The following is a 20449-nucleotide window of genomic DNA, read 5'->3' as shown; positions in this document are numbered from 1 at the left end:
CGATCCCTCTGCCTCAGGCCTGCGTGCCGCCGACAGTGATCTGATCCATGCGCAGATGCGGCTGGCCGACGCCGACCGGAACCCACTGGCCGGCCTTGCCGCAATTGCCGATGCCGGTATCGAGCTTCATGTCGTTGCCGATCATCGAGACCCGCTTCATCGCGTCCGGCCCGTTGCCGATCAGCATTGCCCCCTTGATCGGCGCGCCGATCTTGCCGTTCTCGATCAGATAGGCTTCGGTGCAGCCGAAGACGAACTTGCCGGAGGTGATGTCGACCTGGCCGCCGCCGAAGGAGACGGCATAGACGCCCTTCTTCACCGAGGCAATGATCTCTTCGGGCGTCTTGTCGCCGCCGAGCATATAGGTGTTGGTCATGCGCGGCATCGGCACATGGGCATAGCCCTGGCGGCGGCCGTTGCCGGTGGGCTGCATGCCCATCAGCCGGGCGTTCTGCCGGTCCTGCATGTAGCCGACGAGCTTGCCGTTCTCGATCAGCACGTTGTAGCCGGACGGCGTGCCTTCGTCGTCGATGGTGATCGAGCCGCGGCGGCTGTCGATCGTGCCGTCGTCGACGACGGTGACGCCGGGTGCAGCGACCATCTGGCCGAGGAGGCCGGCGAAAGCCGACGTCTTCTTGCGGTTGAAATCGCCTTCCAGTCCGTGTCCGACGGCCTCGTGCAGCATCACGCCCGGCCAGCCGGAGCCGAGAACGACGTCCATCGTGCCCGCCGGCGCGTCGATCGCCTCGAGATTGACGAGCGCCTGGCGCAACGCCTCGTCGGCACCCTGCTTCCAGCTTCCCGTCGCGATGAAATCGCCGAAGCCGATGCGGCCGCCCTGGCCGTAGGAGCCGCTTTCCTGCCGCTCGCCTTCGCCGACGACGACTGAAATATTGATGCGCGTCATCGGGCGGATGTCCTGCACGCGGCGGCCATCGGCGCGCAGGATGTCGACCACCTGCCAGCTCGCCGCCACCGAAGCAGTGACTTGCCGCACCTTGTCGGTCTTGTTCCTGAGATAGGCGTCGATATCGGTCAGCACCTTTACCTTCTCTTCGAAAGTCGGCGAGCCGATCGGGTTCTCGTCGGTGTAGAGTTTGCGGTTCGTGCCTTGCGGTGCGGCCGCGTAAGCGCCGGAATAGCCGCGCATCACGGCGCCGACCGCGTCGGCTGCCCGCTTCAGCGCCGAGACGGAAAGATCCCCGGCATGGGCATATCCGACCGCCTCGCCGGCAACGGCGCGTAGGCCGAACCCCTGCTCGGTGTTGAAGCTGCCGCCCTTCAGCCTGCCATTGTCGAAGGTCAGCGCCTCCGCCTGCGCATGCTCGATGAAGAGCTCGCCGTCATCGGCGCCGGACAGAGCCTCGGCGACATGCTTGCGCATCGCCGCTTCGTCGGCATCGAAAAGCGTCAGGAGATCGGTGGTCATGTCTTATGCTCCGCTGAAGAGCAGGAGTGCTCAAAGCCGATGTAGGTCTGATGGATTGTCCGAGCAAGGCCCAGCTGTCAGGGCAGGGCGTCGAAGCCTTCGGCGAAGCCTTTGAGGTCGACGGGAATGCCGATGCCTTCTTCCGGGGTCTGGAAGACGATGAAGGTTGCCTGCGCGCCGCTGCGGAAGGTCTTCAGCAGCTCGTCCTCGAGCACCACCTCGGCATAGCAGCCGTCGGCGAAGCAGCGCACGAAATAGGCGCGGCCGATATCCTTGCCGTCGACATTGAGCCCGAGCCCGTTCGGCAGAAGCACGCCCAGCGGCGCAAGCACGCGCAGGATCTTCGACTTGCGGTCGGCGGTCTTCAGCACGACCACCGAAAGTCCGACCTCCGGCCGGTCCTCGGCGATGACGTTCTGCATCAGCGCGCATTGTTCGGCCGAAGCGCCGGCCGGCTTGTCGCAGACAACAGACCACGCGCCATGATTGGATTTCACTGTGCCGGGTGCCTGCGGCTGCGTTTGGCCCGGGGTTACCTGTTCGACATTCGGAGTGGCGGGTGCCGGCTGCTGCGGCGCCGGAGCAGGGGCGGCCGGCGGTTTTGCCTGCGAGGGAGCGGCGGGCTGCTGTGCGAAAACGGGCGTCGTCGCAGCGGCCGCGATGCTGGCGGTCAGGAGAAGCGACCGCGCGAGGGAACGGAAACCCATGAAAACCTCTGGATATCGAATCATTGCCGCTATTGTTGAAGCCGCCCATGGAAAATGAAAAGCCCCACCCCGTGAAAACCGGGGGACTGCGGCAGAAATTGGACCTTTCGGCAAGAATGTTCGGGCGGCGGATTGGCCGGAAAGGTCTTTTTTCATATGCTGATGAAAAACTTGGGATGTTTTGCCGCCCGGGCCTGCCTCCTGTTTAGGCAAAAATGCCGCATAGACAATTGCTCTGGCCTGTTGCGGCAAATGCCAAACTGTGGTTTGAAGCGCTGAAGATGGCAAGGATTCTGCGTTCGATTTTGCAGGTCAAGCGCTCGAGGGAGATAATAAGGTGATGAAGAAGGCTTATGCAGCTCTGACCGCGCTGGTCTGTCTGCTTTTTGCTTCCGGCACATATGCCGACCAGCCGATGCCGTGGCAGGCGACGTTGCAGCCGGCGGCGACGCCGATCATGCGGGATATCCACTGGTTCGAACAATATACGCTGATATTTATTGTTCCGATCACGCTCTTCGTTCTGATCCTGCTCATCGTCGTCTGCGTCAAGTTCCGCGCCAGCGCGAACCCGGTGCCGTCGAAGACGAGCCACAATACGCTGATCGAAGTTGCCTGGACCGTGGGGCCGGTTCTGGCGCTGCTCTTTCTCGCCATTCCCTCGTTCAATCTTCTGACGGCGCAGCTGACGCTGCCTGAAAACCCCGACGTCACGATCAAGGCGACCGCCACCCAGTGGCAGTGGAATTATGAATATGAGGGTTCGGGCGAAGCGCCGCTCGCCTTCGATTCCTACCTGCTGAAGGATCAGGACCGCGCCGCCGCCGGCAAGGAAGACAAGTCGGTTTATCCGCGCCTTCTCGCCGTCGACAACGAGCTGGTCCTGCCAGTCAACAAGACCGTGCGCGTTCTCGTGACCGCGGCGCCGACCGACGTTATTCATGCTTTCGCCATGCCGTCCTTCGGCGTCAAGATCGATGCCGTGCCGGGCCGCCTGAACGAAACCTGGTTCAAGGCAGAGCGCGAAGGCCTGTTCTACGGCCAGTGTTCCGAGCTCTGCGGCAAGGACCATGCGTTCATGCCGATCGCCATCCGCGTCGTCTCCGAGGACAAGTACAAGCAGTGGCTGACCACGGCCGCGAGCGACCTGCCCGGCGCCTATAAGACACTCATGGCCGCAACCGATGGTCCCGCAAAGACCGTCGACGTCGCCGAAAACGCCGCACAGTAATAAAGGGGATCGGGACAATGGCTGGACCTTCCGCTCACGACGATCATTCTCATAGTCACGCTCATCATGATCACGCACATGACGATCACCATGATCATGGGCATAAGCCGAGCTTTGCCAATCGCTGGCTGTTCTCGACGAACCACAAGGACATCGGCACGCTCTACCTGATCTTCGCGATCATTGCCGGCATCATCGGCGGCGCGCTTTCCGTCGCCATGCGCATGGAGCTGCAGGAGCCGGGCATCCAGATCTTCCACGGTCTCGCCTCGATGGTCTACGGCTATGAGGGCGACGCCGCGATCGACGGCGCCAAGCAAATGTTCAACATGTTCACGACGGCGCACGCGCTGATCATGATCTTCTTCATGGTCATGCCGGCGATGATCGGCGGCTTCGCCAACTGGATGGTGCCGATCATGATCGGCGCGCCCGACATGGCCTTCCCGCGCCTGAACAACATCTCCTTCTGGCTGATCGTTCCGGCCTTCGCGCTCCTGCTGCTGTCGATGTTCGTCGAAGGCCCGGCAGGCGCCTACGGCACCGGCGGCGGCTGGACGATGTATCCGCCGCTGGCGACGAGCGGCACGCCCGGACCGGCTGTCGATCTTGCGATCTTCGCGCTCCACATCGCCGGCGCCTCGTCGATCCTCGGTGCGATCAACTTCATCACCACGATCCTCAACATGCGCGCCCCCGGCATGACGCTGCACAAGATGCCGCTGTTTGCCTGGTCCGTGCTGATCACCGCCTTCCTGCTCTTGCTGTCGCTGCCGGTTCTGGCAGGCGGCATCACCATGCTGCTGACCGACCGTAACTTCGGCACCACCTTCTTCTCTCCTGAAGGCGGCGGCGACCCGATCCTCTACCAGCACCTCTTCTGGTTCTTCGGTCATCCCGAGGTCTACATCCTCATCCTGCCGGGCTTCGGCATGATCAGCCACATCATCTCGACGTTCTCGAAGAAGCCGATCTTCGGTTACCTCGGCATGGCCTATGCCATGGTCGCGATCGGCGCTGTCGGCTTCGTCGTCTGGGCCCACCACATGTATACGGTCGGCCTTTCGCTCGATGCGCAGCGTTACTTCGTCTTCGCGACGATGGTCATCGCCGTTCCGACGGGCGTGAAGATCTTCTCCTGGATCGCGACGATGTGGGGCGGTTCGATCTCGTTCCGCACGCCGATGCTCTGGGCGATCGGCTTCATCTTCCTGTTCACGGTCGGCGGCGTCACCGGCGTCCAGCTTGCCAATGCCGGCCTCGACCGGTCGCTGCATGACACCTATTACGTCGTGGCGCACTTCCACTACGTTCTGTCGCTCGGCGCCGTCTTCGCGATCTTTGCCGGCTGGTATTACTGGTTCCCGAAGATGACCGGCTACATGTACAGCGAGTTCGTCGGCAAGCTGCACTTCTGGATCATGTTCATCGGCGTCAACCTGGTGTTCTTCCCGCAGCACTTCCTCGGCCTCGCCGGCATGCCGCGCCGCTACATCGACTATCCGGATGCATTCGCCGGCTGGAACTACGTCTCGTCCGTCGGCTCCTACATCTCGGCCTTCGGCGTACTGGTCTTCCTCTACAGCGTCTTCGAAGCCTTCGCCAAGAAGCGTGTCGCAGGCGACAATCCGTGGGGTGAGGGCGCAACGACGCTCGAATGGCAGCTGCCTTCGCCGCCGCCCTATCACCAGTGGGAACAGCTTCCGCGCATCAAGTAAATCGCGCGGGACATCAGGACGCCGCATCCGATACGGCGTCCTGATCCGAGAAATTCAGGACTGAATGATGACGGTTATCGACAATCACGAGGTGTTTGCAGAGGACGGCGAAATGTCGGAAGCAAGCGCGCGCGATTATTTCGAACTCTTGAAGCCGCGGGTCATGTCGCTCGTGGTCTTCACTGCTTTTGCCGGCCTCGTGCTGGCGCCGGGCCACATCAATCCCGTCCTCGGCCTGATCGCCATCATCTGCATCGCTGTCGGCGCCGGTGCCTCCGGCGCGCTCAACATGTGGTACGATGCCGATATCGACGCCATCATGAGCCGCACGGCCAACCGTCCGATCCCGGCCGGCCGCGTGGCCCCCTCCGAAGCGCTGGCCTTCGGCCTGGTGCTGTCGGGCTTCTCGGTCGTGATCCTCGGCCTTGCCGTCAATTGGCTTTCGGCCGGCATCCTCGCCTTCACCATCTTCTTCTATGCCGTGGTCTACACCATGTGGCTGAAGCGCTCGACGCCGCAGAACATCGTCATCGGCGGTGCCGCCGGCGCCTTCCCGCCGATGATCGGCTGGGCCTGCGTGACAAACTCGGTGACGATCGAGAGCACCGTTCTCTTCTTCATCATCTTCCTGTGGACGCCGGCGCATTTCTGGGCGCTCGCGCTCTTCAAGATGCGCGACTACGAGGCCGTCGGCGTGCCGATGCTGCCGAACGTCTCCGGTGAACGCACGACCAAGCATCAGATCGTCGCCTATGCGGTGCTGACCGCTGTCTGCGCGGTCTTGCCGTCCTTCCTCAGTTTTGCGAGCTTCGGTTATGGCCTGGTCGCCGCCGTTCTCGGGGTGATCTTCATATACTGTTCCATCGCCGTCTGGCGCATGCCCGACGGCGATCTGAAGATGATCCCGGCGAAGAAGCTTTTCGGCTTTTCGATCTTCTATCTCTTCGCCGTGTTCTCCGCCTTGATGTTCGACCGGCTGGCCTGGCTGCTGGTCTCGCATGCGGGAGATTGGTTCTGATGGACATGGTCAAGCTCACCGAAACGCAGCGCAAGTCGCGCCGCAACCGCAACATCGCCCTCGGCCTGGCGCTCGCCGGCCTTGTCATCCTCTTCTACGCGATCACCATCGTGAAGTTCAGCGCGGGGATAACAGGATGAGCGAGAACGCCGTCGCGCCGAAGAAGCAGGGCCGAAACAACGGCGCCGTCGTCATGATGTGCCTGAGTTTCGTCTTCGGCATGGGCGCGATGAGCTACGCTGCCGTGCCGCTCTACCGCCTCTTCTGCCAGGTGACCGGCTACAACGGCACGACACAGCGCGTCGATCAGATGTCGAGCGTCGTTCTCGACCGCAAGATGCGCGTCACTTTCGATGCCAACGTCGCTCCCGGCCTGCAGTGGAATTTCAAGCCGGTGGAGCGCGAGGTCAATCCGAAGATCGGCGAGACCATCCAGGTGAATTTCGTTGCCGAGAACCGTTCGAACGAGGTCCAGCGCGGCCAGGCGGTGTTCAACGTCACGCCGGGCGAAGCGGGCGCCTATTTCAACAAGGTTCAATGTTTCTGCTTTACGGAAACGGACCTGAAGCCGGGCGAGAAGCTTGAAATGCCGGTGGTGTTCTACATCGATCCGGAGATCGTCAAGGCTGTGGAATCGAAAGATATCCATACGGTTACGCTATCATACACGTTCTACCCCAAAGAGGGTCCGAAGCCGGTGGCTTCGAATGAGGGCGGAACGCAGAAGATTGAAAAGAAACTTTGATCAAGGCTTGTTTCCGGCTATGCCGGGAGCGGAGTGAAGGAAGACATCCGGGGATAGCTACATGGCCGATGCTCACCAGAAAAATCACGACTACCACATCATCGATCCGAGCCCGTGGCCGATTCTCGCCTCGCTCGGCGCCTTCATCATGGCGCTCGGCGGCGTCTGCTACATGCGCTACCTCAGCGCAGGCTCTTTCAAATTTGCCGGAATAGAACTGGCCAATCCCTGGCTCTTCTACATCGGCCTGGTGCTGGTTCTCTACGTCATGTACGGCTGGTGGGCCGATACGGTGAAGGAAGCGCACGAAGGCGCCCATACCCGCGTCGTCTCGCTGCACCTGCGCTACGGCATGATCATGTTCATCGCTTCGGAGGTGATGTTCTTCGTCGCCTGGTTCTGGGCCTATTTCGACGCCAGCCTGTATCCGAACGAAGCCATCCAGGCCTCCCGCATGGTCTATACCGGGGGCGTCTGGCCGCCGAAGGGCATCGAAGTGCTCGATCCCTGGCACCTGCCGATCTACAACACTGTCATCCTGCTGCTGTCGGGCACGACGGTCACCTGGGCGCACCATGCGCTGCTGCACAACGACCGGAAGGGCCTGATTCAGGGCCTGACGCTGACGGTGCTGCTCGGTATCTTCTTCTCCTGCGTGCAGGCCTACGAATATGCCCATGCGCCTTTCGCCTTCAAGAGCTCGATCTACGGCGCGACCTTCTTCATGGCGACCGGCTTCCATGGTTTCCACGTCCTGGTCGGCACGATCTTCCTGCTGGTCTGCCTGCTTCGCGCGCTGCGCGGCGACTTCACGCCGAAACAGCATTTCGGCTTCGAGGCGGCCGCCTGGTACTGGCACTTCGTCGACGTCGTCTGGCTGTTCCTGTTCTTCTGCATCTACGTCTGGGGCGGCTGGGGCGCTCCGGTCGCCGCAGGCTGATCGAGGCCGGAAGGAAATCGAAAGGCGGGTGCCATTGGCCCCGCCTTTTTCATTTCAACGCAGGCCTGCCAACCTTTCAAAGGCAGAAGGCTCGGGAATGCCGAGGTCGAGCCGCTGCCGGATCGCCTCGGCGCATTCCAGCGCCGTCAGCACCGAGGTATCGACCTCCAAATCGTAGATGCCCGGCCGATGCACCTCGTTCTGCCAGCGCTGCACCGGCTCGGGGACGGAAACGTCTTCCGTGGCGCGGAGATACAGTGTCTCGCGCCCCTCCTGGCTGACCTCTCGCCGCTGCATGATCGTCTCGATCGGACAGCGCACGCCGACGAACAGCACCGAAAAACCTTCCAGGCGCCGGGCGCAATCGCCGAGAATGCCGAGCGGTTGCGAATAGCTGTCGTGATGGCCGAGATCGGCGACAACATTGAGCCCCAACCCGGCATGGATGGCGATCGATTCGTAGAGCGCGGCATAGAGGAACGGCACCAGCTCCTCCAGCTCCGGCCGCTCGCCGCCCGGCCGCAGGCCGATACCGGGCAGGTAGCGTTTCGGCGTCACGGCATTGTAGGTATCGACGCCGAGGTTGATCCACGGCCCCTCGAATTCTTCCTGGATTGCGCGTGCAATGCTGGATTTGCCGCTTCGCGGTGCGCCGTTCAAGATAATGATCTGGCCGGCATGGTTGTCATTGGTCATCAGTCTTCTTCTTCTTCTGTTTGGCGCGAATCGCTCAAGCGAGACGCGCAGGCATTTCCATTCGGGATGCGAATACTTTATGGGAGAGTTAAGGCAGCATTGAATGCAGCGGCCGCAAGAGGCCGCTGGAAGGAACAGCATGAGCGAGGACAGCGCGCATTTTCCCCCCGTCGATCCGGTGAAAACAGGCATCAAGGGATGCTGCCCACGCTGCGGCCAGGGCAAACTGTTCGATGGTTTGCTCGGGCTCAAGCCACGGTGTGCCTCCTGCAGTCTGGATTATTCCTTCGCCGATTCCGGGGACGGCCCCGCCGTCTTCGTCATTCTCATCGTCGGCTTCATCATCATCGGCATGGTGCTCTGGCTGGAGGTGAACTACGGACCGCCGATCTGGGTGCATATCCTGCTCTTCGGACCATTGACGATCATTCTTTCGCTGCTCACGCTGCGCTGGTTCAAGGGCATCCTGATCGCCATGCAATACCGCCATAAAGCCCGCGAGGGACGCCTGAGTGACTGATATCGACAATGCCGTACCGCGCCGCCGGTTGCCCGTCGTCACCGGCATCCTGGTGCTGATCGCACTCGCCATCCTGATTTCGCTCGGAACCTGGCAGGTGCAGCGCCTTTATTGGAAGGAAGGTCTGCTCGCCGATATCGCCGCGCGCGAAGTCGCAGCCCCGGTGCCGCTTGCGGATATCGAAGCGCTGGCGGCTGCAGGCGACGACATCGAATACCGCAAGGTGACGGCCACCGGCCGCTACATCAACAACAAGGAACGGCACTTCTTCGCCACATGGCGCGGGCAGACCGGCTTTTACGTCTATACCCCGCTGGAGCTTGCCGACGGGCGCTATCTCTTCGTCAACCGCGGCTTCGTTCCCTATGAGAACAAAGAGCCGGAAATGCGCATGCAGGGTCAGTTGACGGACCAGCAGACCGTCACCGGCCTGGCCCGGGCCAAACTCCCCGGCAAGCCCTCACGGCTGGTGCCCGACAACGATGTCGTCAAGAACATCTTCTATTGGAAGGACCTCGACGTCATGGCCGACAGCGTCGGCCTGGACAAGGCGCACGTCATTCCGTTCTTTGTCGATGCCGATTCCACGCCCAATCCAGCCGGCCTGCCGATCGGCGGCGTCACCCAGGTCGACCTGCCGAACGATCACCTTCAATACGCTTTCACCTGGTACGGGCTTGCCGCCGTTCTCATCGTCGTGGTGGCGCTCTCCTGGTTCCGCAAGCCCGGCAAGTCGCCGCGGCAATAGTATCGCTTCAATTCTTGGCCATATTGGGCTAGAGGTCGGTTGCCCCGCACGCGGGGTGTTGCTGTTGAAGCTGGACGTAGCCAAGTTCTCCTTCATTCCTGTGACGAGCACAGGAATGAGGAATTCTGACGGAACAAACATGAATATTGCGGCGAAACCTCCCTTGACGATCAGGCTCTGCGGGCCGCGCGGCTTCTGCGCCGGTGTCGACCGCGCCATCCAGATCGTCGTGCTGGCGCTGAAATCCTACGGCGCGCCGGTCTATGTGCGCCATGAGATCGTCCACAATCGTTATGTCGTCGAGGGTCTCGAGGCCAAGGGCGCCGTCTTCGTCGAGGAGCTCGATGAGATCCCGGCCGAACATCGCGCCCAGCCGGTGGTCTTTTCCGCCCATGGGGTTCCGAAATCCGTGCCGGAGGATGCGGCAAGCCGCAATCTCTTCTATCTCGACGCGACATGCCCACTGGTTTCCAAGGTCCACAAACAGGCGATGCGCCACAATCGCCTCGGCCGCCACGTCGTCCTTATCGGCCATGCCGGCCATCCCGAGGTGATCGGTACGATGGGTCAGCTGCCGGAGGGTTCCGTGTCGCTGATCGAGACGATCGAGGATGCCGATGCCTATGTTCCCCCCGATCCGGACAATCTCGGCTATGTCACGCAGACGACGCTTTCGGTCGACGATACGGCGGGCGTCATCACCCGCCTGCACGAACGTTTTCCCAATCTGACGGCACCGGCGGCGGATTCGATCTGTTATGCGACGACCAATCGTCAGGAAGTGGTGAAGCAGGCGGCCCCCGGCTGCGATCTCTTCGTCATCGTCGGTGCGCCGAATTCCTCCAATTCCAAGCGTCTCGTCGAAGTGGCGCTGAGGGCAGGGGCAAAGAAATCGATCCTCGTGCAGCGCGCCGCCGAACTCGACTGGGATGATATCGGTGCGATTTCCACGCTTGGCCTTTCTGCCGGCGCCTCCGCGCCTGAGGTCATCGTCAACGAGATCATCGAGGCGTTCCGCGCCCGTTTCGACGCCCGCGTCGAACTGGCCGAAACGGTGCAGGAGACCGAGAATTTCCTGGTCAACCGGGAATTGCGCAACATCGAGCTGACGGCCGCCGACATGGCCTTCGTCAACGGGTAGGTCGAGCCTCATCGCAGCCCGGCCGTTCGCTCCGGGCAATCCAGTATCAACAATGCAAAGACGAGACCTCACTTGGCAGTCTATACCGATATCGCCGAAGACGATCTGAAATGGTTCCTGACCGAATATGACGCGGGAAGCCTGCTTTCCTACAAGGGAATCGCCGAAGGCGTCGAAAACTCCAACTTCCTGCTTCATACCTCGAAGGCGCCGCTGATCCTGACGCTCTATGAGAAGCGCGTGGAAAAGAGCGACCTGCCGTTTTTCCTCGGCCTGATGCAGCATCTTTCCGCCCGCGGCCTTTCCTGCCCGCTGCCGCTGCCGCGTCGGGACGGTGCGCTGCTCGGCTCGCTCTCCGGCCGTCCGGCCGCCCTCATCTCCTTTCTCGAAGGCATGTGGCTGAGGAAGCCGGAGGCGAAACATTGCCGCGAAGTCGGCCGGGCGCTTGCCGAGATGCATGTGGCCGGCGATGGCTTCGAGTTGAAACGCCCGAACGCGCTTTCGGTCGACGGCTGGCGGGCGCTCTGGGAAAAGTCAGAGGCGCGCGCCGGCGAGGTTGAGGCTGGTTTGCAAAGCGAGATCGGCGACGAGCTCGATTTCCTCTCCGCGGCCTGGCCGAAGGGCCTGCCGGCCGGCGTCATCCATGCCGACCTCTTCCCCGACAATGTCTTCTTCCTCGGCGACGAACTCTCGGGCCTGATCGATTTCTATTTCGCCTGCAACGATCTGCTCGCCTATGACGTTTCGATCTGCCTGAATGCCTGGTGCTTCGAGAAGGATGGCGCTTACAACATCACCAAGGGCACGGCGATGCTCGAGGGTTACCAGAGCGTGCGCCCGTTGAGCGGCGAAGAGATCGCCGCCTTGCCGGTGCTGTCGCGCGGTTCTGCGCTGCGTTTCTTCCTGACGCGGCTCTATGACTGGCTGACGACACCGGAAGGCGCCATGGTCACCAAGAAAGACCCGCTCGAATACCTCCGCAAGCTGCGCTTCCACCGCCAGATCGGCTCGGCCGCCGAATATGGATTGAGCCTATGAAGCATGTCGATATCTTCACCGACGGCGCGTGTTCCGGCAATCCCGGTCCCGGCGGCTGGGGCGCCGTGCTGCGCTATGGCGACGTCGAAAAGGAGCTTTGCGGCGGCGAGGCGGATACGACGAACAATCGCATGGAACTGCTGGCCGCCATCTCGGCACTGCAGGCGTTGAAGACGCCTTGCGAGGTCGACCTCTATACCGACAGCGCCTACGTCAAGGACGGCATCTCCAAGTGGATCTTCGGCTGGAAGAAGAACGGCTGGAAGACAGCAGACAAGAAGCCGGTGAAGAATGCCGAACTCTGGCAGGCGCTGGAAGAAGCCCGCAACCGCCACAAGGTGACGCTGCACTGGGTCAAAGGCCACGCCGGCCACCCGGAAAATGAGCGCGCTGACGAACTGGCCCGCAAGGGTATGGAGCCTTTCAAGAAGGGGAAGGCGGTATCCTTTTAAACCCAGCGCGAGCCACCTATTGCCGCATCGCCGCTGCTCCCTGGATCAGCCGGTGTAGATATTCGAGCTTGGCCACCACGGGCGAGGAGAGCACGAAGGGATAGGAATCCGGCTGGCCCATGCTGCGCTGGATGGCGTTGATCGCCAGGCTGAGCGGCACCCAGGCGCTGACCAGTTGTTCGGCGCTCTCTGCTCTGTAGGGGAGAAAATCAACCTCGCCGGCAATCTCTTCGTGGCCGCGGGGATCGATGGCGATACCGAAGGCGCGCGCCGTTTCGAGCGTGTCGACGATATGGAGGTAATGCGCGAAACATTCGGCGAAATCCTCCCACGGGTGGGATGCCGCATAGGCGCTGATGAAATTGTTCTGCCATCCCAGGGGGGCGCCGCCGGCATAGTGTTTGTCGAGCGCCGCCGCATAATCCTGCCGCTCGTCGCCGAAGACGGCGCGAAAGTCCGCTAGCCGATCGCGGTCGCGCACTAGCTTGTTCCAGATGAAATGCCCGGCCTCGTGGCGGAAGTGACCGAGCAGCGTGCGATAGGGCTCGTTCATGGAGGTGCGCGCCTGTTCGCGCGTCGCATCGTCGGCTTCGGCGGCGCGGATGGTGATCAAGCCTTCCTCGTGGCCGGTCATGGCGGGCACGACATGGCCGTTATCCTGCAGGGAATCCTCAAGGAAATCGAAGACGAGGCCGCCTTGCGGATCCTGCGTCCGGTCGGGATGCGGTAATCTCCAGCGCAACAGCGAATAGAAGAGATGTCGCTGCGCCTGGCTGATACGCCGCCAACGATCGATACCGTCCTGGGCGCCTGTGTTGGGGACCAGCCGGTTGTGGCGGCAGGCCAGGCAGAATTCGCTGTCACTATCGCCGTCGATCAGCCAGTTGCAGATGTCGAGCCCGGCATTGGCGCAGAAGCGCACCTCACGCTCGGGGTCGGACACAAGCTGCCAGACCGTCTCATCGCGCGGCTCCAGCGCATGCATCGAGAGATCAACGGGCAGGAAGCCGAGACGATGGTTGCAGCGCACGCACTGGCGGTTGTCGAAGTGGACGACTTGGTCGCAATTGTCGCAAGCGAAAAGCTTCATCGTGAATGCCTTCTGCAGAGCATGGGAGGCGGATGAAAAAATGCCCGCCGGGCGAGCGCGCGGCAGGCATCATGAAGAACGAGGTTTGGCTCACAGCCGGTCGATGGCGCCCTTGAGCTTATCCTTGACCTTGCCGGTTGCGACCTGTCCTTTGCCTTTTGCTTCCTGCACGGCGCCCTTGGCCTGCATGTCGCGATTGTCCGTGGCCTTGCCGACGGTCTGTTTGGTCTTGCCGGCAATCTCGTTGGCCTTGCCAGAAATCTTGTCGCTGGTGCTACCCATTATCCGATATCTCCTTCCTCAGCGAGGGAACATCTTGTCCCTATTCGCCGAGTGAAAACGTCAGTCGGACCTAATCGTTCCAGCTTCTCAGGCGTGTCCGGCTTCTGCCGAAAGCATGGCGGCGGTGACGCCCATGCTGGCGAGCGCCCGTTCGTATTTGTCCTCGAGGCTGCGATCGAAGATCATTTCCTCGTTGGCCGGGCAGGTGAGCCAGCCGTTGTTGGCGACCTCGTTTTCGAGTTGGCCGGCCGCCCAGGAGGAATAGCCGAGCAGCATCGTCGCCCGCTTCGGTCCGTCGCCCTTGGAGATGGCGCGTACGATGTCGAGCGTCGCGGTCAGGCAGATGTCGTCGCTGACCGGGATCGAGGAATCACTGGCATAATCGTCCGAATGCAGCACGAAGCCGCGGCCGCTTTCCACCGGGCCGCCCGTCTGGATCGGGAAATCGCGCGCCTGCTTCGGCAGCACGATCGAATCTTCCTGCTTGATCATGTCGAGATGCAGCAGCACGTCGGTGAAGGTGAGGCTCTGCGGCCGGTTGATGACGAAGCCCATGGCGCCGGCATCCGAATGGGCGCAGATGTAGATCACCGTGCGCGCGAAGTTGCGGTCTTCCATACCAGGCATGGCGATGAGGAACTGGCCATCGAAGAAGCCACGTTCCCGTCTGTTCTTCAGCGTCGATAAGGACATCGTTCCTCCTGCTGCCAGACCGCACAAGGCCTCGACAGAGGAAACATGGGCCAATGTCACAAATCAATCAACCGAAAATGAAGATTTAAATGGCCGCGGCTTCTGGCGGCCAAACACCACTTTCGGTAAACCATTGTTCCATGATGATTATTTGCGTGAACCCGCGAAAGCTTTTAATTGCGGCCGTTTCGACAGCCGCGGCGCTTGTTCCCTTTGGCTCCGTCCATGCGGAAATGAGCGCCTGGGCGCAGAATGAGGGCGGCCGCATGCGCCTCGTGGCGCTGGCGCCCGATGCCGGCGGCAAAATCCGCGCCGCCCTGCAGATCGAGCCGAAACCAGGCTGGATCACCTATTGGCGCGAGCCCGGCAATAGCGGCATTCCGCCTCAACTGACCATCGCGCCGGAGAGCGGCGTAACGCTCGAGGCCATGGCCTATCCCGTTCCGAAGCATTTTTACAAGAACGGGATCGAGGATATCGCCTATGATGCGCCGGTGACCCTGCCGCTTTCGCTTTCGGCGGCCGGCAAGGGGCCGCTGGCGATCGACGCGACTGCCTTCATCGGCATCTGCAAGGATATCTGCATTCCCTTCCAAGCAAATTTGTCGCTGAAGCTTGGGCCGGCCATTCAGTCGCATCCCGAAGAAGAGGCGATCCTTCAGGCGGCACAGGCGAGCCTGCCGAAGCCGCCGTCGGCGAACTTCGAGGTTAGGGCGCATGCAATGTCGCCTGACATGAAGAGGCTGACGCTGACGCTCGCTTTGCCGGGCGAGGGAATTGATGCACCCGACATCATCGTCACCGGCCCGAGCGGCCATGCCTTCACCAAGCAGATCGGCGGCAAACGAGACGGCGCTACCTTCACGGTCGACATCGCTATCGGCAAGCTGCCGAAAAATTACGACATTTCGGGCAAGCGCTGGGGTGTGCTGGTCATCGACGGCAAGAAGGCGATGGAGACGACCCTTGCCTTTGAATGACCGGGATCTATAGTCGCCCCGAACCCCGCCAGGCCGGAAACCGACAAGCCGGCTCCCGCGCCAGAAACCCAGGAGAAAACCCATGACCATCGCGATCGGCGACAAGCTTCCTGCCGCCACGTTCAAGGAAAAGACCGCTGACGGTCCGGTCGAAATCACCACCGAGCAGCTCTTCGCCGGCAAGCGCGTCGTGCTCTTTGCCGTACCGGGCGCCTTCACGCCCACCTGCTCGCTGAACCACCTGCCGGGCTATCTCGAAAACCGCGACACCATCCTCGGCAAGGGTGTCGACGACATCGCCGTACTCGCCGTCAACGACTGGCATGTCATGGGCGCCTGGGCGCAATCCTCCGGCGGTCTCGGCAAGATCCACTTCCTCGCCGATTGGGACGCCGGTTTCACCAAAGCCATCGGCCTCGACGCCGATCTCTCCGCCGGCGGCCTCGGCCTGCGCTCCAAGCGCTATTCGATGCTAGTCGAAGACGGCGTGGTGAAGTCCTTGAACGTCGAGGAGAGCCCCGGCCAGGCAACGGTTTCGGGTGCTGCCGCGATGCTGGAACAGCTCTGATCTTTTCTTCGAAGTAAGCGATGAAGGGCGGCATTCGGTCGCCCTTTTTCATTTGCTGAACAACTGACTGCTCTCGGCCTCAATCTCGCCGCAATTGTTATAACATAACACGTAATGTTATTACATTGTCAGGACGAGCCATGCCCCCGAGCCCCGATCGCCTCTCCATCAGCCTGCTTTGTCGGTCGGCTTTATCGAGAGTGATCGGGGTTTCGCTGCTCATTGCCGTGCTCTGGCTTGTCATTCATTGGGCGGTCCTGCTGCCATGACGCCGCTGATTCGTCTCGACAATCTGACCGTCGCCTATGACCGTCATCCGGCCGTCCATCATGTCTCCGGCGCCTTTGCATCAGGCAGCCTGACGGCGATTGCCGGCCCGAACGGGGCCGGCAAGTCGACGCTGCTGAAGGCGATCATGGGCGAGCTTCGGCCCGCCGAGGGCAGGGTGGAGCACCGGCTGGGCCGGGCGGAATTCGGTTATCTCCCGCAGGCGGCCGAGATCGACCGGCGTTTTCCGATCTCGGTCATCGATACCGTCATGCTCGGCGCTTGGAAGACTGCCGGCGCCTTCGGCCGTGTCGCTCCGGCCGACGTCAGAAGGGCAGGCGAGGCTCTTTCGGCCGTGGGGCTCGAAGGTTTCGGCAGGCGCCATGTCGGCTCGCTCTCGGCCGGCCAGTTCCAGCGCGTGCTTTTTGCCCGCCTGCTGCTGCAGGATGCCGGCACCATTCTGCTTGATGAGCCGTTCACGGCGATCGATGCCCGCACGACGAGGGATCTGCTCGACATCGTCGTCCGCTGGCATGGCGAGGGCCGCACTGTCATCGCCGTGCTGCACGATTTCGAACTCGTCCGTGCACATTTTCCGCAAACCCTGCTGCTCGCCCGCGAACTCGTTGGCTGGGGGGCGACCGCCGAGGTCATGTCATCCGCCAATCTGCTGAGGGCCCGCGCCATGGCAGAGCGCTGGGATGAGGATGCCGAGGCATGCGGTCCTGAAGAGGCGCCGGCGGCATGACGGCCTACGATATCTTCCTCGCGCCCTTCGCCGATTTCGGTTTCATGCGCCGCGCGCTCGTCGCCTGCCTTTGCCTTGGGCTCGGCTCGGGGCCGATCGGCGTTTTTCTGATGCTCCGGCGCATGAGCCTCATGGGTGACGCCATGAGCCACGCGGTTCTGCCGGGCGCTGCGATCGGTTACCTTGTCGCGGGCTCCCTGTCGCTGACGGCGATGGGTTTAGGCGGCCTCGTCGCCGGCCTGTCGGTGGCGCTGCTGTCAGGCGCCGTCAGCCGGATGACCGTGCTGCAGGAGGACGCGAGCTTTGCCAGCTTCTATCTCGCTTCGCTGGCGCTCGGCGTGCTGATCGTCTCGCTGCGCGGCTCGAACATCGACCTGCTGCATGTGCTGTTCGGCACGATCCTCGCGATCGATGCTCCCGCACTCTATCAGATCGGCGCCATCACCTCGCTGACGCTTGTCGTCCTCGCTTTCATCTATAGGCCGCTGGTGGCGGAATGCTTCGATCCCGGCTTCCTGCGCGCCGTCGGCGGGCGCGGGCCGGTCTATCACGTACTCTTCCTGCTGCTCGTGGTTCTGAATCTCGTCGCCAGCTTCCAGGCGCTCGGCACCCTGATGGCGGTCGGCCTGATGATGCTGCCCGCCGCGATCGCCCAGCTCTGGTCGTGCAGGCTGCCGGCCATGATTGCCGTCGCGACCCTGAGTGCGGCTGCCTCCGGCTATCTTGGCCTGATCGCCTCCTACCATCTTGAGCTCGCCTCCGGCCCGACGATCATCATGACGGCGGCGCTGATCTACGCCTTTTCGATCTTTTTTGCGCCTTCCGGTCTGGTTCGGCGCTTCTTTCCCCGCCCACATCTGAAGGGCTGATCCCAAGGAGACTTCGATGACACCGCATAGACTGCTTCTCTCCGCAGCTATCCCCGCTTTGATGGCGCTTTCCACCACCTCTGCCTCCGCCGAAACGCTGAAGGTGGTCGCCTCCTTCACCGTGCTCGCCGATGTCGTCAAACAGGTGGGCGGCGACCATGTCGACGTGAAGAGCCTCGTTGGTCCGAATGGCGACCCCCATGAATTCGAGCCGTCGCCGGCCGACGCGAAAAATCTGAACGCGGCGCAGGTGACCTTCGTCAGCGGCGAAGGGCTGGAAGGCTGGATGGACCGGCTGATCACCGCCTCGGGCTATAAGGGAAAACCGGTCACGGTCTCCGAAGGCATCAACACCCGCACCATGGAAGAGGACGGCGAAACCATCACCGACCCGCATGTCTGGAACAGCCCCGTCAACGTCAGGATCTGGGTCGCCAACATCGAAAAGGCGCTGTCATCAGCCGATCCGGCCGATGCCGCCGCCTTCAAGGCCAATGCGGAGAAATATACCGAAACATTGGACAGGCTGAACGCCTACGCCCATTCGAAGTTCGACAAGGTGGCGAGTGACCGTCGCAAGGTGCTGACGAGCCATGACGCTTTCGGCTATTTCGGCCGCGAATATAATGTCAGTTTCCTTGCGCCTCTCGGTCTTTCCACGGAAAGCGAAGCCTCGGCTGCCGACGTCGCCAAGCTGATCGACCAGATCAAGAGCGAGCATGTGAAGGCCTATTTCTTCGAAAACTCCAACGATCCACGCCTGGTCAAGCAAGTCGCCAAGGCAACAGGCGCCGAGCCCGGCGGCGAGCTCTATGTCGAGTCCCTTTCCGATGCCAAGGGGCCGGCGCCGACCTACGAAAAGATGTTCAGGTACAATGTCGATCAGCTTGCTACCGCCATGGCGAAATCGAGCTGACGATCAAGGCTGCGGGTCGTGCGCCGTTGCTTGGGAACTGCGGCGCACTTCCGCGCGACACGCATCAGAGGCGCTCGACACCTTTTGCCGCCAGCAGGTCGTCAATGGCGGCCGACGCCAGAAACTCCGACAGTTGCCTGGCGGCCTCTGCGTCCCTTGCGCTGGCGCCGATGCCGATAGCGAAGTCGATGTAGCTTTGAAGTTCCGCCGGAAACCGGCCGACAAGCATGACATCGGGCTCGGCCGCGAGAATTGAGGTCACGGGGACGACCCCCAATTCTGCTTCCCCGCGGCCGACGGCCGCCGCTGTCTGTCCTCCCGGTGCGGCCACGAGTTTGGGCTTCACCTCATCGGCTATTCCCAGGCGATCCAGCAGACCGGAAAAGTAGGCGCCGCTGCTGCCGTCACTGGCATATGCGATCGATCCGGCGCTCCGCAATGCATGTTTGAATGCTTTGACCGATCCGATGTCGAGCGGCCGGCTGCTCGCCCGGGCCGCCACTCCCATTCCTATTCGGCCAAACGCGACGTGGCTGCCGGGCTCGACCTTTCCCGAGGCGATGAGATCGTCGACCATGGGCGGATTGATGATGACGAGATCGAAAGGCTCGCCGGCATCAATCTGCTTCTTAACGGTAGGGTTGACCTCCCATTTGGCCGCAACGGTCAAACCTGTGGCCGCTTCGAACCGGGGAATGAGAGCAAGGACGGCGGGCCGGATCGCGATCGCGCCAAAAAGCCGGATTTCCTGATTCATGGCCCAGCCGTCTCAGGTGCGCTCTTAAATATTGAGGTCGAAGACCAGGATGCCGGCAAGGCCTCCGTCCGTCGAGGAGACGAGGCGTTCGCCCACAGTCACATGTTCGGGATGGATGAGATAGGCGTCGCGCGCCTCGGGGCTTTCGAAGGTTACGGCAAAACCGTCGACGAAGCCGGCGTGCAGCCCCTCGGGCGAAACATTCGGCCCGTGTTTGATATCCAATATGCCGGGAATGACCTGTTTCAGCGCGACGATCGCGTCGAACAGGGACTGCTTGTCTTCGCTCGTCACCGCCGTCTTCAGCCGCAGGAATACGCAGTGCAGGATCATCAGTCTTCCTCCCGATTTCTGTGCCGGCAGAATAGCCGCGAAAGCCGGGAGGGCAATGGGATTTATTCAGGCAGGCGTGGCGGCGCGTCCGAACCGGAAAGTTACATCTGGTCGGTTGCAGCAGGGGCGCGCTTGTAGATCTTCTGAACGAGATCGCCGGAAAGCGCGCGGGCTTCGTCTTTCTGAGCCGTCGTCATCGGCCGGCAAGTGTCGCGGAGGTTGGAAGCGTCGAGCACGGTCGCAGCACCCGAATTGGCGATGACGAGATGCCAGCTGCAGGACGCAACTCTGTCGATGGTCACGGCACCATGGCAGCCGGAAGAGAGGCAGAGGGCCACAATCACCTGCGCCCCGTGATCGCCCTTGTGTGCCCGCTCCAGGGCTGTCTTGAAATCTTTCGTCCACCTCTCGCAGTGGGCCTGCATCGCCCCCGGCTGGCAGCTCTTGGCGACGGGATGAATATCTTCAGCCTGAAGTGGCGAGACGCAAAGAACGCTCATGGAAAGGGCGAGCAGCAGCTTGAGCATGGAATTTTCCTGTTGGGATGAAAGAAAAGCGCAGAT

25 protein-coding genes are annotated in these 20449 nt (G+C 61.8%); 16 read left to right on the top strand and 9 right to left on the bottom strand.

Annotated elements, in window-relative coordinates; genetic code table 11:
• Nucleotides 1-13: 13 nt before the first annotated feature.
• Both tldD and ATY77_RS20760 read right to left on the bottom strand, forming a co-directional pair.
• Nucleotides 14-1429 carry a metalloprotease TldD gene (gene tldD / locus ATY77_RS20765; RefSeq protein ID WP_088688652.1) on the bottom strand — a complete coding sequence of 472 codons (1416 nt, stop codon included), beginning with the start codon at nucleotides 1427-1429 and terminating at the stop codon, nucleotides 14-16.
• A gap of 77 nt (nucleotides 1430-1506) precedes the next feature.
• A complete protein-coding gene (locus ATY77_RS20760) occupies nucleotides 1507-2160 on the bottom strand; it encodes an invasion associated locus B family protein (protein WP_190237675.1) in 654 nt (217 codons plus the stop codon).
• Between the two features lie 316 nt (nucleotides 2161-2476).
• Here ATY77_RS20760 and coxB point away from each other — a divergent pair, with 316 nt between their 5' ends.
• The 6 genes from coxB to ATY77_RS20730 all read left to right on the top strand — a co-directional run bounded on the left by coxB (nucleotide 2477) and on the right by ATY77_RS20730 (nucleotide 7788).
• The gene (gene coxB, locus ATY77_RS20755) at nucleotides 2477-3367 is read left to right on the top strand and encodes a cytochrome c oxidase subunit II (RefSeq protein ID WP_088678452.1); all 891 of its coding nucleotides are present in this window, start codon (nucleotides 2477-2479) and stop codon (nucleotides 3365-3367) included.
• Between the two features lie 17 nt (nucleotides 3368-3384).
• Nucleotides 3385-5085, top strand: coding sequence for a cytochrome c oxidase subunit I (gene ctaD, locus ATY77_RS20750; protein WP_088688650.1), 1701 nt, complete (start codon nucleotides 3385-3387; stop codon nucleotides 5083-5085).
• Nucleotides 5086-5152: 67 nt separating this feature from the next.
• The gene (locus ATY77_RS20745; RefSeq protein WP_088688969.1) at nucleotides 5153-6103 is read left to right on the top strand and encodes a heme o synthase; all 951 of its coding nucleotides are present in this window, start codon (nucleotides 5153-5155) and stop codon (nucleotides 6101-6103) included.
• Nucleotides 6103-6243: a hypothetical protein gene (locus tag ATY77_RS32945; RefSeq protein WP_088678450.1), complete on the top strand. Its 141-nt coding sequence runs from the start codon at nucleotides 6103-6105 to the stop codon at nucleotides 6241-6243. Before ATY77_RS20745 ends, ATY77_RS32945 begins: the two co-directional genes overlap by 1 nt.
• The gene (locus ATY77_RS20735) at nucleotides 6240-6848 is read left to right on the top strand and encodes a cytochrome c oxidase assembly protein (protein WP_088688649.1); all 609 of its coding nucleotides are present in this window, start codon (nucleotides 6240-6242) and stop codon (nucleotides 6846-6848) included. The genes ATY77_RS32945 and ATY77_RS20735 overlap by 4 nt, the downstream gene beginning before the upstream one ends.
• Before the next feature lie 61 nt (nucleotides 6849-6909).
• Entirely contained in the window at nucleotides 6910-7788 is an 879-nt protein-coding gene (locus tag ATY77_RS20730) for a cytochrome c oxidase subunit 3 (RefSeq protein ID WP_088678448.1), read from the top strand.
• Between the two features lie 54 nt (nucleotides 7789-7842).
• On the opposite strand, the gene ATY77_RS20725 is transcribed toward ATY77_RS20730, so the two are convergent.
• Nucleotides 7843-8484, bottom strand: coding sequence for a chloramphenicol phosphotransferase (locus ATY77_RS20725; protein ID WP_088688648.1), 642 nt, complete (start codon nucleotides 8482-8484; stop codon nucleotides 7843-7845).
• A 139-nt stretch (nucleotides 8485-8623) separates the two neighbouring features.
• On the opposite strand from ATY77_RS20725, the gene ATY77_RS20720 reads away from it, so the two are divergent.
• From ATY77_RS20720 to rnhA, 5 genes are all read left to right on the top strand, one after another.
• Nucleotides 8624-9004 (top strand): DUF983 domain-containing protein, encoded by a 381-nt coding sequence (locus tag ATY77_RS20720; RefSeq protein ID WP_088688647.1) that lies wholly within the window; start codon nucleotides 8624-8626, stop codon nucleotides 9002-9004.
• Nucleotides 8997-9752 carry an SURF1 family protein gene (locus tag ATY77_RS20715; protein WP_088688646.1) on the top strand — a complete coding sequence of 252 codons (756 nt, stop codon included), beginning with the start codon at nucleotides 8997-8999 and terminating at the stop codon, nucleotides 9750-9752. Before ATY77_RS20720 ends, ATY77_RS20715 begins: the two co-directional genes overlap by 8 nt.
• Before the next feature lie 139 nt (nucleotides 9753-9891).
• Nucleotides 9892-10893 (top strand): 4-hydroxy-3-methylbut-2-enyl diphosphate reductase, encoded by a 1002-nt coding sequence (gene ispH, locus ATY77_RS20710; RefSeq protein WP_088678444.1) that lies wholly within the window; start codon nucleotides 9892-9894, stop codon nucleotides 10891-10893.
• A 72-nt stretch (nucleotides 10894-10965) separates the two neighbouring features.
• Nucleotides 10966-11931 carry a homoserine kinase gene (locus ATY77_RS20705; protein WP_088678443.1) on the top strand — a complete coding sequence of 322 codons (966 nt, stop codon included), beginning with the start codon at nucleotides 10966-10968 and terminating at the stop codon, nucleotides 11929-11931.
• Entirely contained in the window at nucleotides 11928-12383 is a 456-nt protein-coding gene (gene rnhA / locus ATY77_RS20700) for a ribonuclease HI (protein WP_088678442.1), read from the top strand. The genes ATY77_RS20705 and rnhA overlap by 4 nt, the downstream gene beginning before the upstream one ends.
• A gap of 16 nt (nucleotides 12384-12399) precedes the next feature.
• Here the strand turns inward: rnhA and ATY77_RS20695 are convergent, their stop codons facing one another.
• The 3 genes from ATY77_RS20695 to ATY77_RS20685 all read right to left on the bottom strand — a co-directional run bounded on the left by ATY77_RS20695 (nucleotide 12400) and on the right by ATY77_RS20685 (nucleotide 14448).
• Complete coding sequence (locus tag ATY77_RS20695) at nucleotides 12400-13473, bottom strand: putative zinc-binding metallopeptidase (protein ID WP_088688645.1); 1074 nt, start codon at nucleotides 13471-13473, stop codon at nucleotides 12400-12402.
• A gap of 90 nt (nucleotides 13474-13563) precedes the next feature.
• Nucleotides 13564-13755 (bottom strand): CsbD family protein, encoded by a 192-nt coding sequence (locus ATY77_RS20690; protein WP_088678440.1) that lies wholly within the window; start codon nucleotides 13753-13755, stop codon nucleotides 13564-13566.
• Nucleotides 13756-13842: 87 nt separating this feature from the next.
• Nucleotides 13843-14448, bottom strand: a complete 606-nt coding sequence (locus tag ATY77_RS20685; RefSeq protein ID WP_088678439.1) for a YqgE/AlgH family protein — start codon at nucleotides 14446-14448, stop codon at nucleotides 13843-13845.
• A 140-nt stretch (nucleotides 14449-14588) separates the two neighbouring features.
• Between ATY77_RS20685 and ATY77_RS20680 the strand changes: the two genes are divergently transcribed.
• The 5 genes from ATY77_RS20680 to ATY77_RS20660 all read left to right on the top strand — a co-directional run bounded on the left by ATY77_RS20680 (nucleotide 14589) and on the right by ATY77_RS20660 (nucleotide 18796).
• Nucleotides 14589-15428 carry a protein-disulfide reductase DsbD domain-containing protein gene (locus tag ATY77_RS20680; RefSeq protein ID WP_088688644.1) on the top strand — a complete coding sequence of 280 codons (840 nt, stop codon included), beginning with the start codon at nucleotides 14589-14591 and terminating at the stop codon, nucleotides 15426-15428.
• 82 nt (nucleotides 15429-15510) lie between these two features.
• Entirely contained in the window at nucleotides 15511-15996 is a 486-nt protein-coding gene (locus ATY77_RS20675; protein ID WP_088688643.1) for a peroxiredoxin, read from the top strand.
• 265 nt (nucleotides 15997-16261) lie between these two features.
• Entirely contained in the window at nucleotides 16262-17011 is a 750-nt protein-coding gene (locus tag ATY77_RS20670; RefSeq protein ID WP_088688642.1) for a metal ABC transporter ATP-binding protein, read from the top strand.
• Nucleotides 17008-17880, top strand: coding sequence for a metal ABC transporter permease (locus ATY77_RS20665; RefSeq protein WP_088688641.1), 873 nt, complete (start codon nucleotides 17008-17010; stop codon nucleotides 17878-17880). Before ATY77_RS20670 ends, ATY77_RS20665 begins: the two co-directional genes overlap by 4 nt.
• A gap of 16 nt (nucleotides 17881-17896) precedes the next feature.
• Nucleotides 17897-18796, top strand: a complete 900-nt coding sequence (locus ATY77_RS20660) for a zinc ABC transporter substrate-binding protein (protein WP_088688640.1) — start codon at nucleotides 17897-17899, stop codon at nucleotides 18794-18796.
• 64 nt (nucleotides 18797-18860) lie between these two features.
• Here ATY77_RS20660 and ATY77_RS20655 read toward each other — a convergent pair whose 3' ends face one another.
• The 3 genes from ATY77_RS20655 to ATY77_RS20645 form a co-directional block, all read right to left on the bottom strand.
• Nucleotides 18861-19553, bottom strand: a complete 693-nt coding sequence (locus ATY77_RS20655) for a substrate-binding domain-containing protein (protein ID WP_088688639.1) — start codon at nucleotides 19551-19553, stop codon at nucleotides 18861-18863.
• 24 nt (nucleotides 19554-19577) lie between these two features.
• Nucleotides 19578-19886, bottom strand: a complete 309-nt coding sequence (locus ATY77_RS20650; protein WP_088678433.1) for a Dabb family protein — start codon at nucleotides 19884-19886, stop codon at nucleotides 19578-19580.
• Between the two features lie 101 nt (nucleotides 19887-19987).
• Nucleotides 19988-20413 carry a hypothetical protein gene (locus ATY77_RS20645; RefSeq protein ID WP_088688638.1) on the bottom strand — a complete coding sequence of 142 codons (426 nt, stop codon included), beginning with the start codon at nucleotides 20411-20413 and terminating at the stop codon, nucleotides 19988-19990.
• Nucleotides 20414-20449: the final 36 nt, after the last annotated feature.

Source organism: Rhizobium sp. R634 (assembly GCF_002211305.1).
GTDB lineage: Bacteria > Pseudomonadota > Alphaproteobacteria > Rhizobiales > Rhizobiaceae > Rhizobium.
The sequence above is the reverse complement of the archived record's forward strand: the minus strand, read 5'-3'. Positions and strand labels throughout refer to the sequence as shown.

What these genes read in the sequence shown, in the direction of transcription:
- ATY77_RS20730 (WP_088678448.1), top strand. Translation starts at nt 6,910, where the DNA reads ATGGCCGATGCTCACCAGAAAAATCACGACTACCACATCATCGATCCG.
- rnhA (WP_088678442.1), top strand. Translation starts at nt 11,928, where the DNA reads ATGAAGCATGTCGATATCTTCACCGACGGCGCGTGTTCCGGCAATCCC.
- ispH (WP_088678444.1), top strand. Translation starts at nt 9,892, where the DNA reads ATGAATATTGCGGCGAAACCTCCCTTGACGATCAGGCTCTGCGGGCCG.
- ATY77_RS32945 (WP_088678450.1), top strand. Translation starts at nt 6,103, where the DNA reads ATGGACATGGTCAAGCTCACCGAAACGCAGCGCAAGTCGCGCCGCAAC.
- ctaD (WP_088688650.1), top strand. Translation starts at nt 3,385, where the DNA reads ATGGCTGGACCTTCCGCTCACGACGATCATTCTCATAGTCACGCTCAT.
- ATY77_RS20685 (WP_088678439.1), bottom strand. Translation starts at nt 14,448, where the DNA reads ATGTCCTTATCGACGCTGAAGAACAGACGGGAACGTGGCTTCTTCGAT.
- ATY77_RS20655 (WP_088688639.1), bottom strand. Translation starts at nt 19,553, where the DNA reads ATGAATCAGGAAATCCGGCTTTTTGGCGCGATCGCGATCCGGCCCGCC.
- ATY77_RS20670 (WP_088688642.1), top strand. Translation starts at nt 16,262, where the DNA reads ATGACGCCGCTGATTCGTCTCGACAATCTGACCGTCGCCTATGACCGT.
- ATY77_RS20690 (WP_088678440.1), bottom strand. Translation starts at nt 13,755, where the DNA reads ATGGGTAGCACCAGCGACAAGATTTCTGGCAAGGCCAACGAGATTGCC.
- ATY77_RS20695 (WP_088688645.1), bottom strand. Translation starts at nt 13,473, where the DNA reads ATGAAGCTTTTCGCTTGCGACAATTGCGACCAAGTCGTCCACTTCGAC.
- tldD (WP_088688652.1), bottom strand. Translation starts at nt 1,429, where the DNA reads ATGACCACCGATCTCCTGACGCTTTTCGATGCCGACGAAGCGGCGATG.
- ATY77_RS20745 (WP_088688969.1), top strand. Translation starts at nt 5,153, where the DNA reads ATGACGGTTATCGACAATCACGAGGTGTTTGCAGAGGACGGCGAAATG.
- ATY77_RS20720 (WP_088688647.1), top strand. Translation starts at nt 8,624, where the DNA reads ATGAGCGAGGACAGCGCGCATTTTCCCCCCGTCGATCCGGTGAAAACA.
- ATY77_RS20760 (WP_190237675.1), bottom strand. Translation starts at nt 2,160, where the DNA reads ATGATTCGATATCCAGAGGTTTTCATGGGTTTCCGTTCCCTCGCGCGG.
- ATY77_RS20675 (WP_088688643.1), top strand. Translation starts at nt 15,511, where the DNA reads ATGACCATCGCGATCGGCGACAAGCTTCCTGCCGCCACGTTCAAGGAA.
- ATY77_RS20660 (WP_088688640.1), top strand. Translation starts at nt 17,897, where the DNA reads ATGACACCGCATAGACTGCTTCTCTCCGCAGCTATCCCCGCTTTGATG.
- ATY77_RS20650 (WP_088678433.1), bottom strand. Translation starts at nt 19,886, where the DNA reads ATGATCCTGCACTGCGTATTCCTGCGGCTGAAGACGGCGGTGACGAGC.
- ATY77_RS20735 (WP_088688649.1), top strand. Translation starts at nt 6,240, where the DNA reads ATGAGCGAGAACGCCGTCGCGCCGAAGAAGCAGGGCCGAAACAACGGC.
- ATY77_RS20645 (WP_088688638.1), bottom strand. Translation starts at nt 20,413, where the DNA reads ATGCTCAAGCTGCTGCTCGCCCTTTCCATGAGCGTTCTTTGCGTCTCG.
- ATY77_RS20665 (WP_088688641.1), top strand. Translation starts at nt 17,008, where the DNA reads ATGACGGCCTACGATATCTTCCTCGCGCCCTTCGCCGATTTCGGTTTC.
- ATY77_RS20725 (WP_088688648.1), bottom strand. Translation starts at nt 8,484, where the DNA reads ATGACCAATGACAACCATGCCGGCCAGATCATTATCTTGAACGGCGCA.
- coxB (WP_088678452.1), top strand. Translation starts at nt 2,477, where the DNA reads ATGAAGAAGGCTTATGCAGCTCTGACCGCGCTGGTCTGTCTGCTTTTT.
- ATY77_RS20680 (WP_088688644.1), top strand. Translation starts at nt 14,589, where the DNA reads ATGATGATTATTTGCGTGAACCCGCGAAAGCTTTTAATTGCGGCCGTT.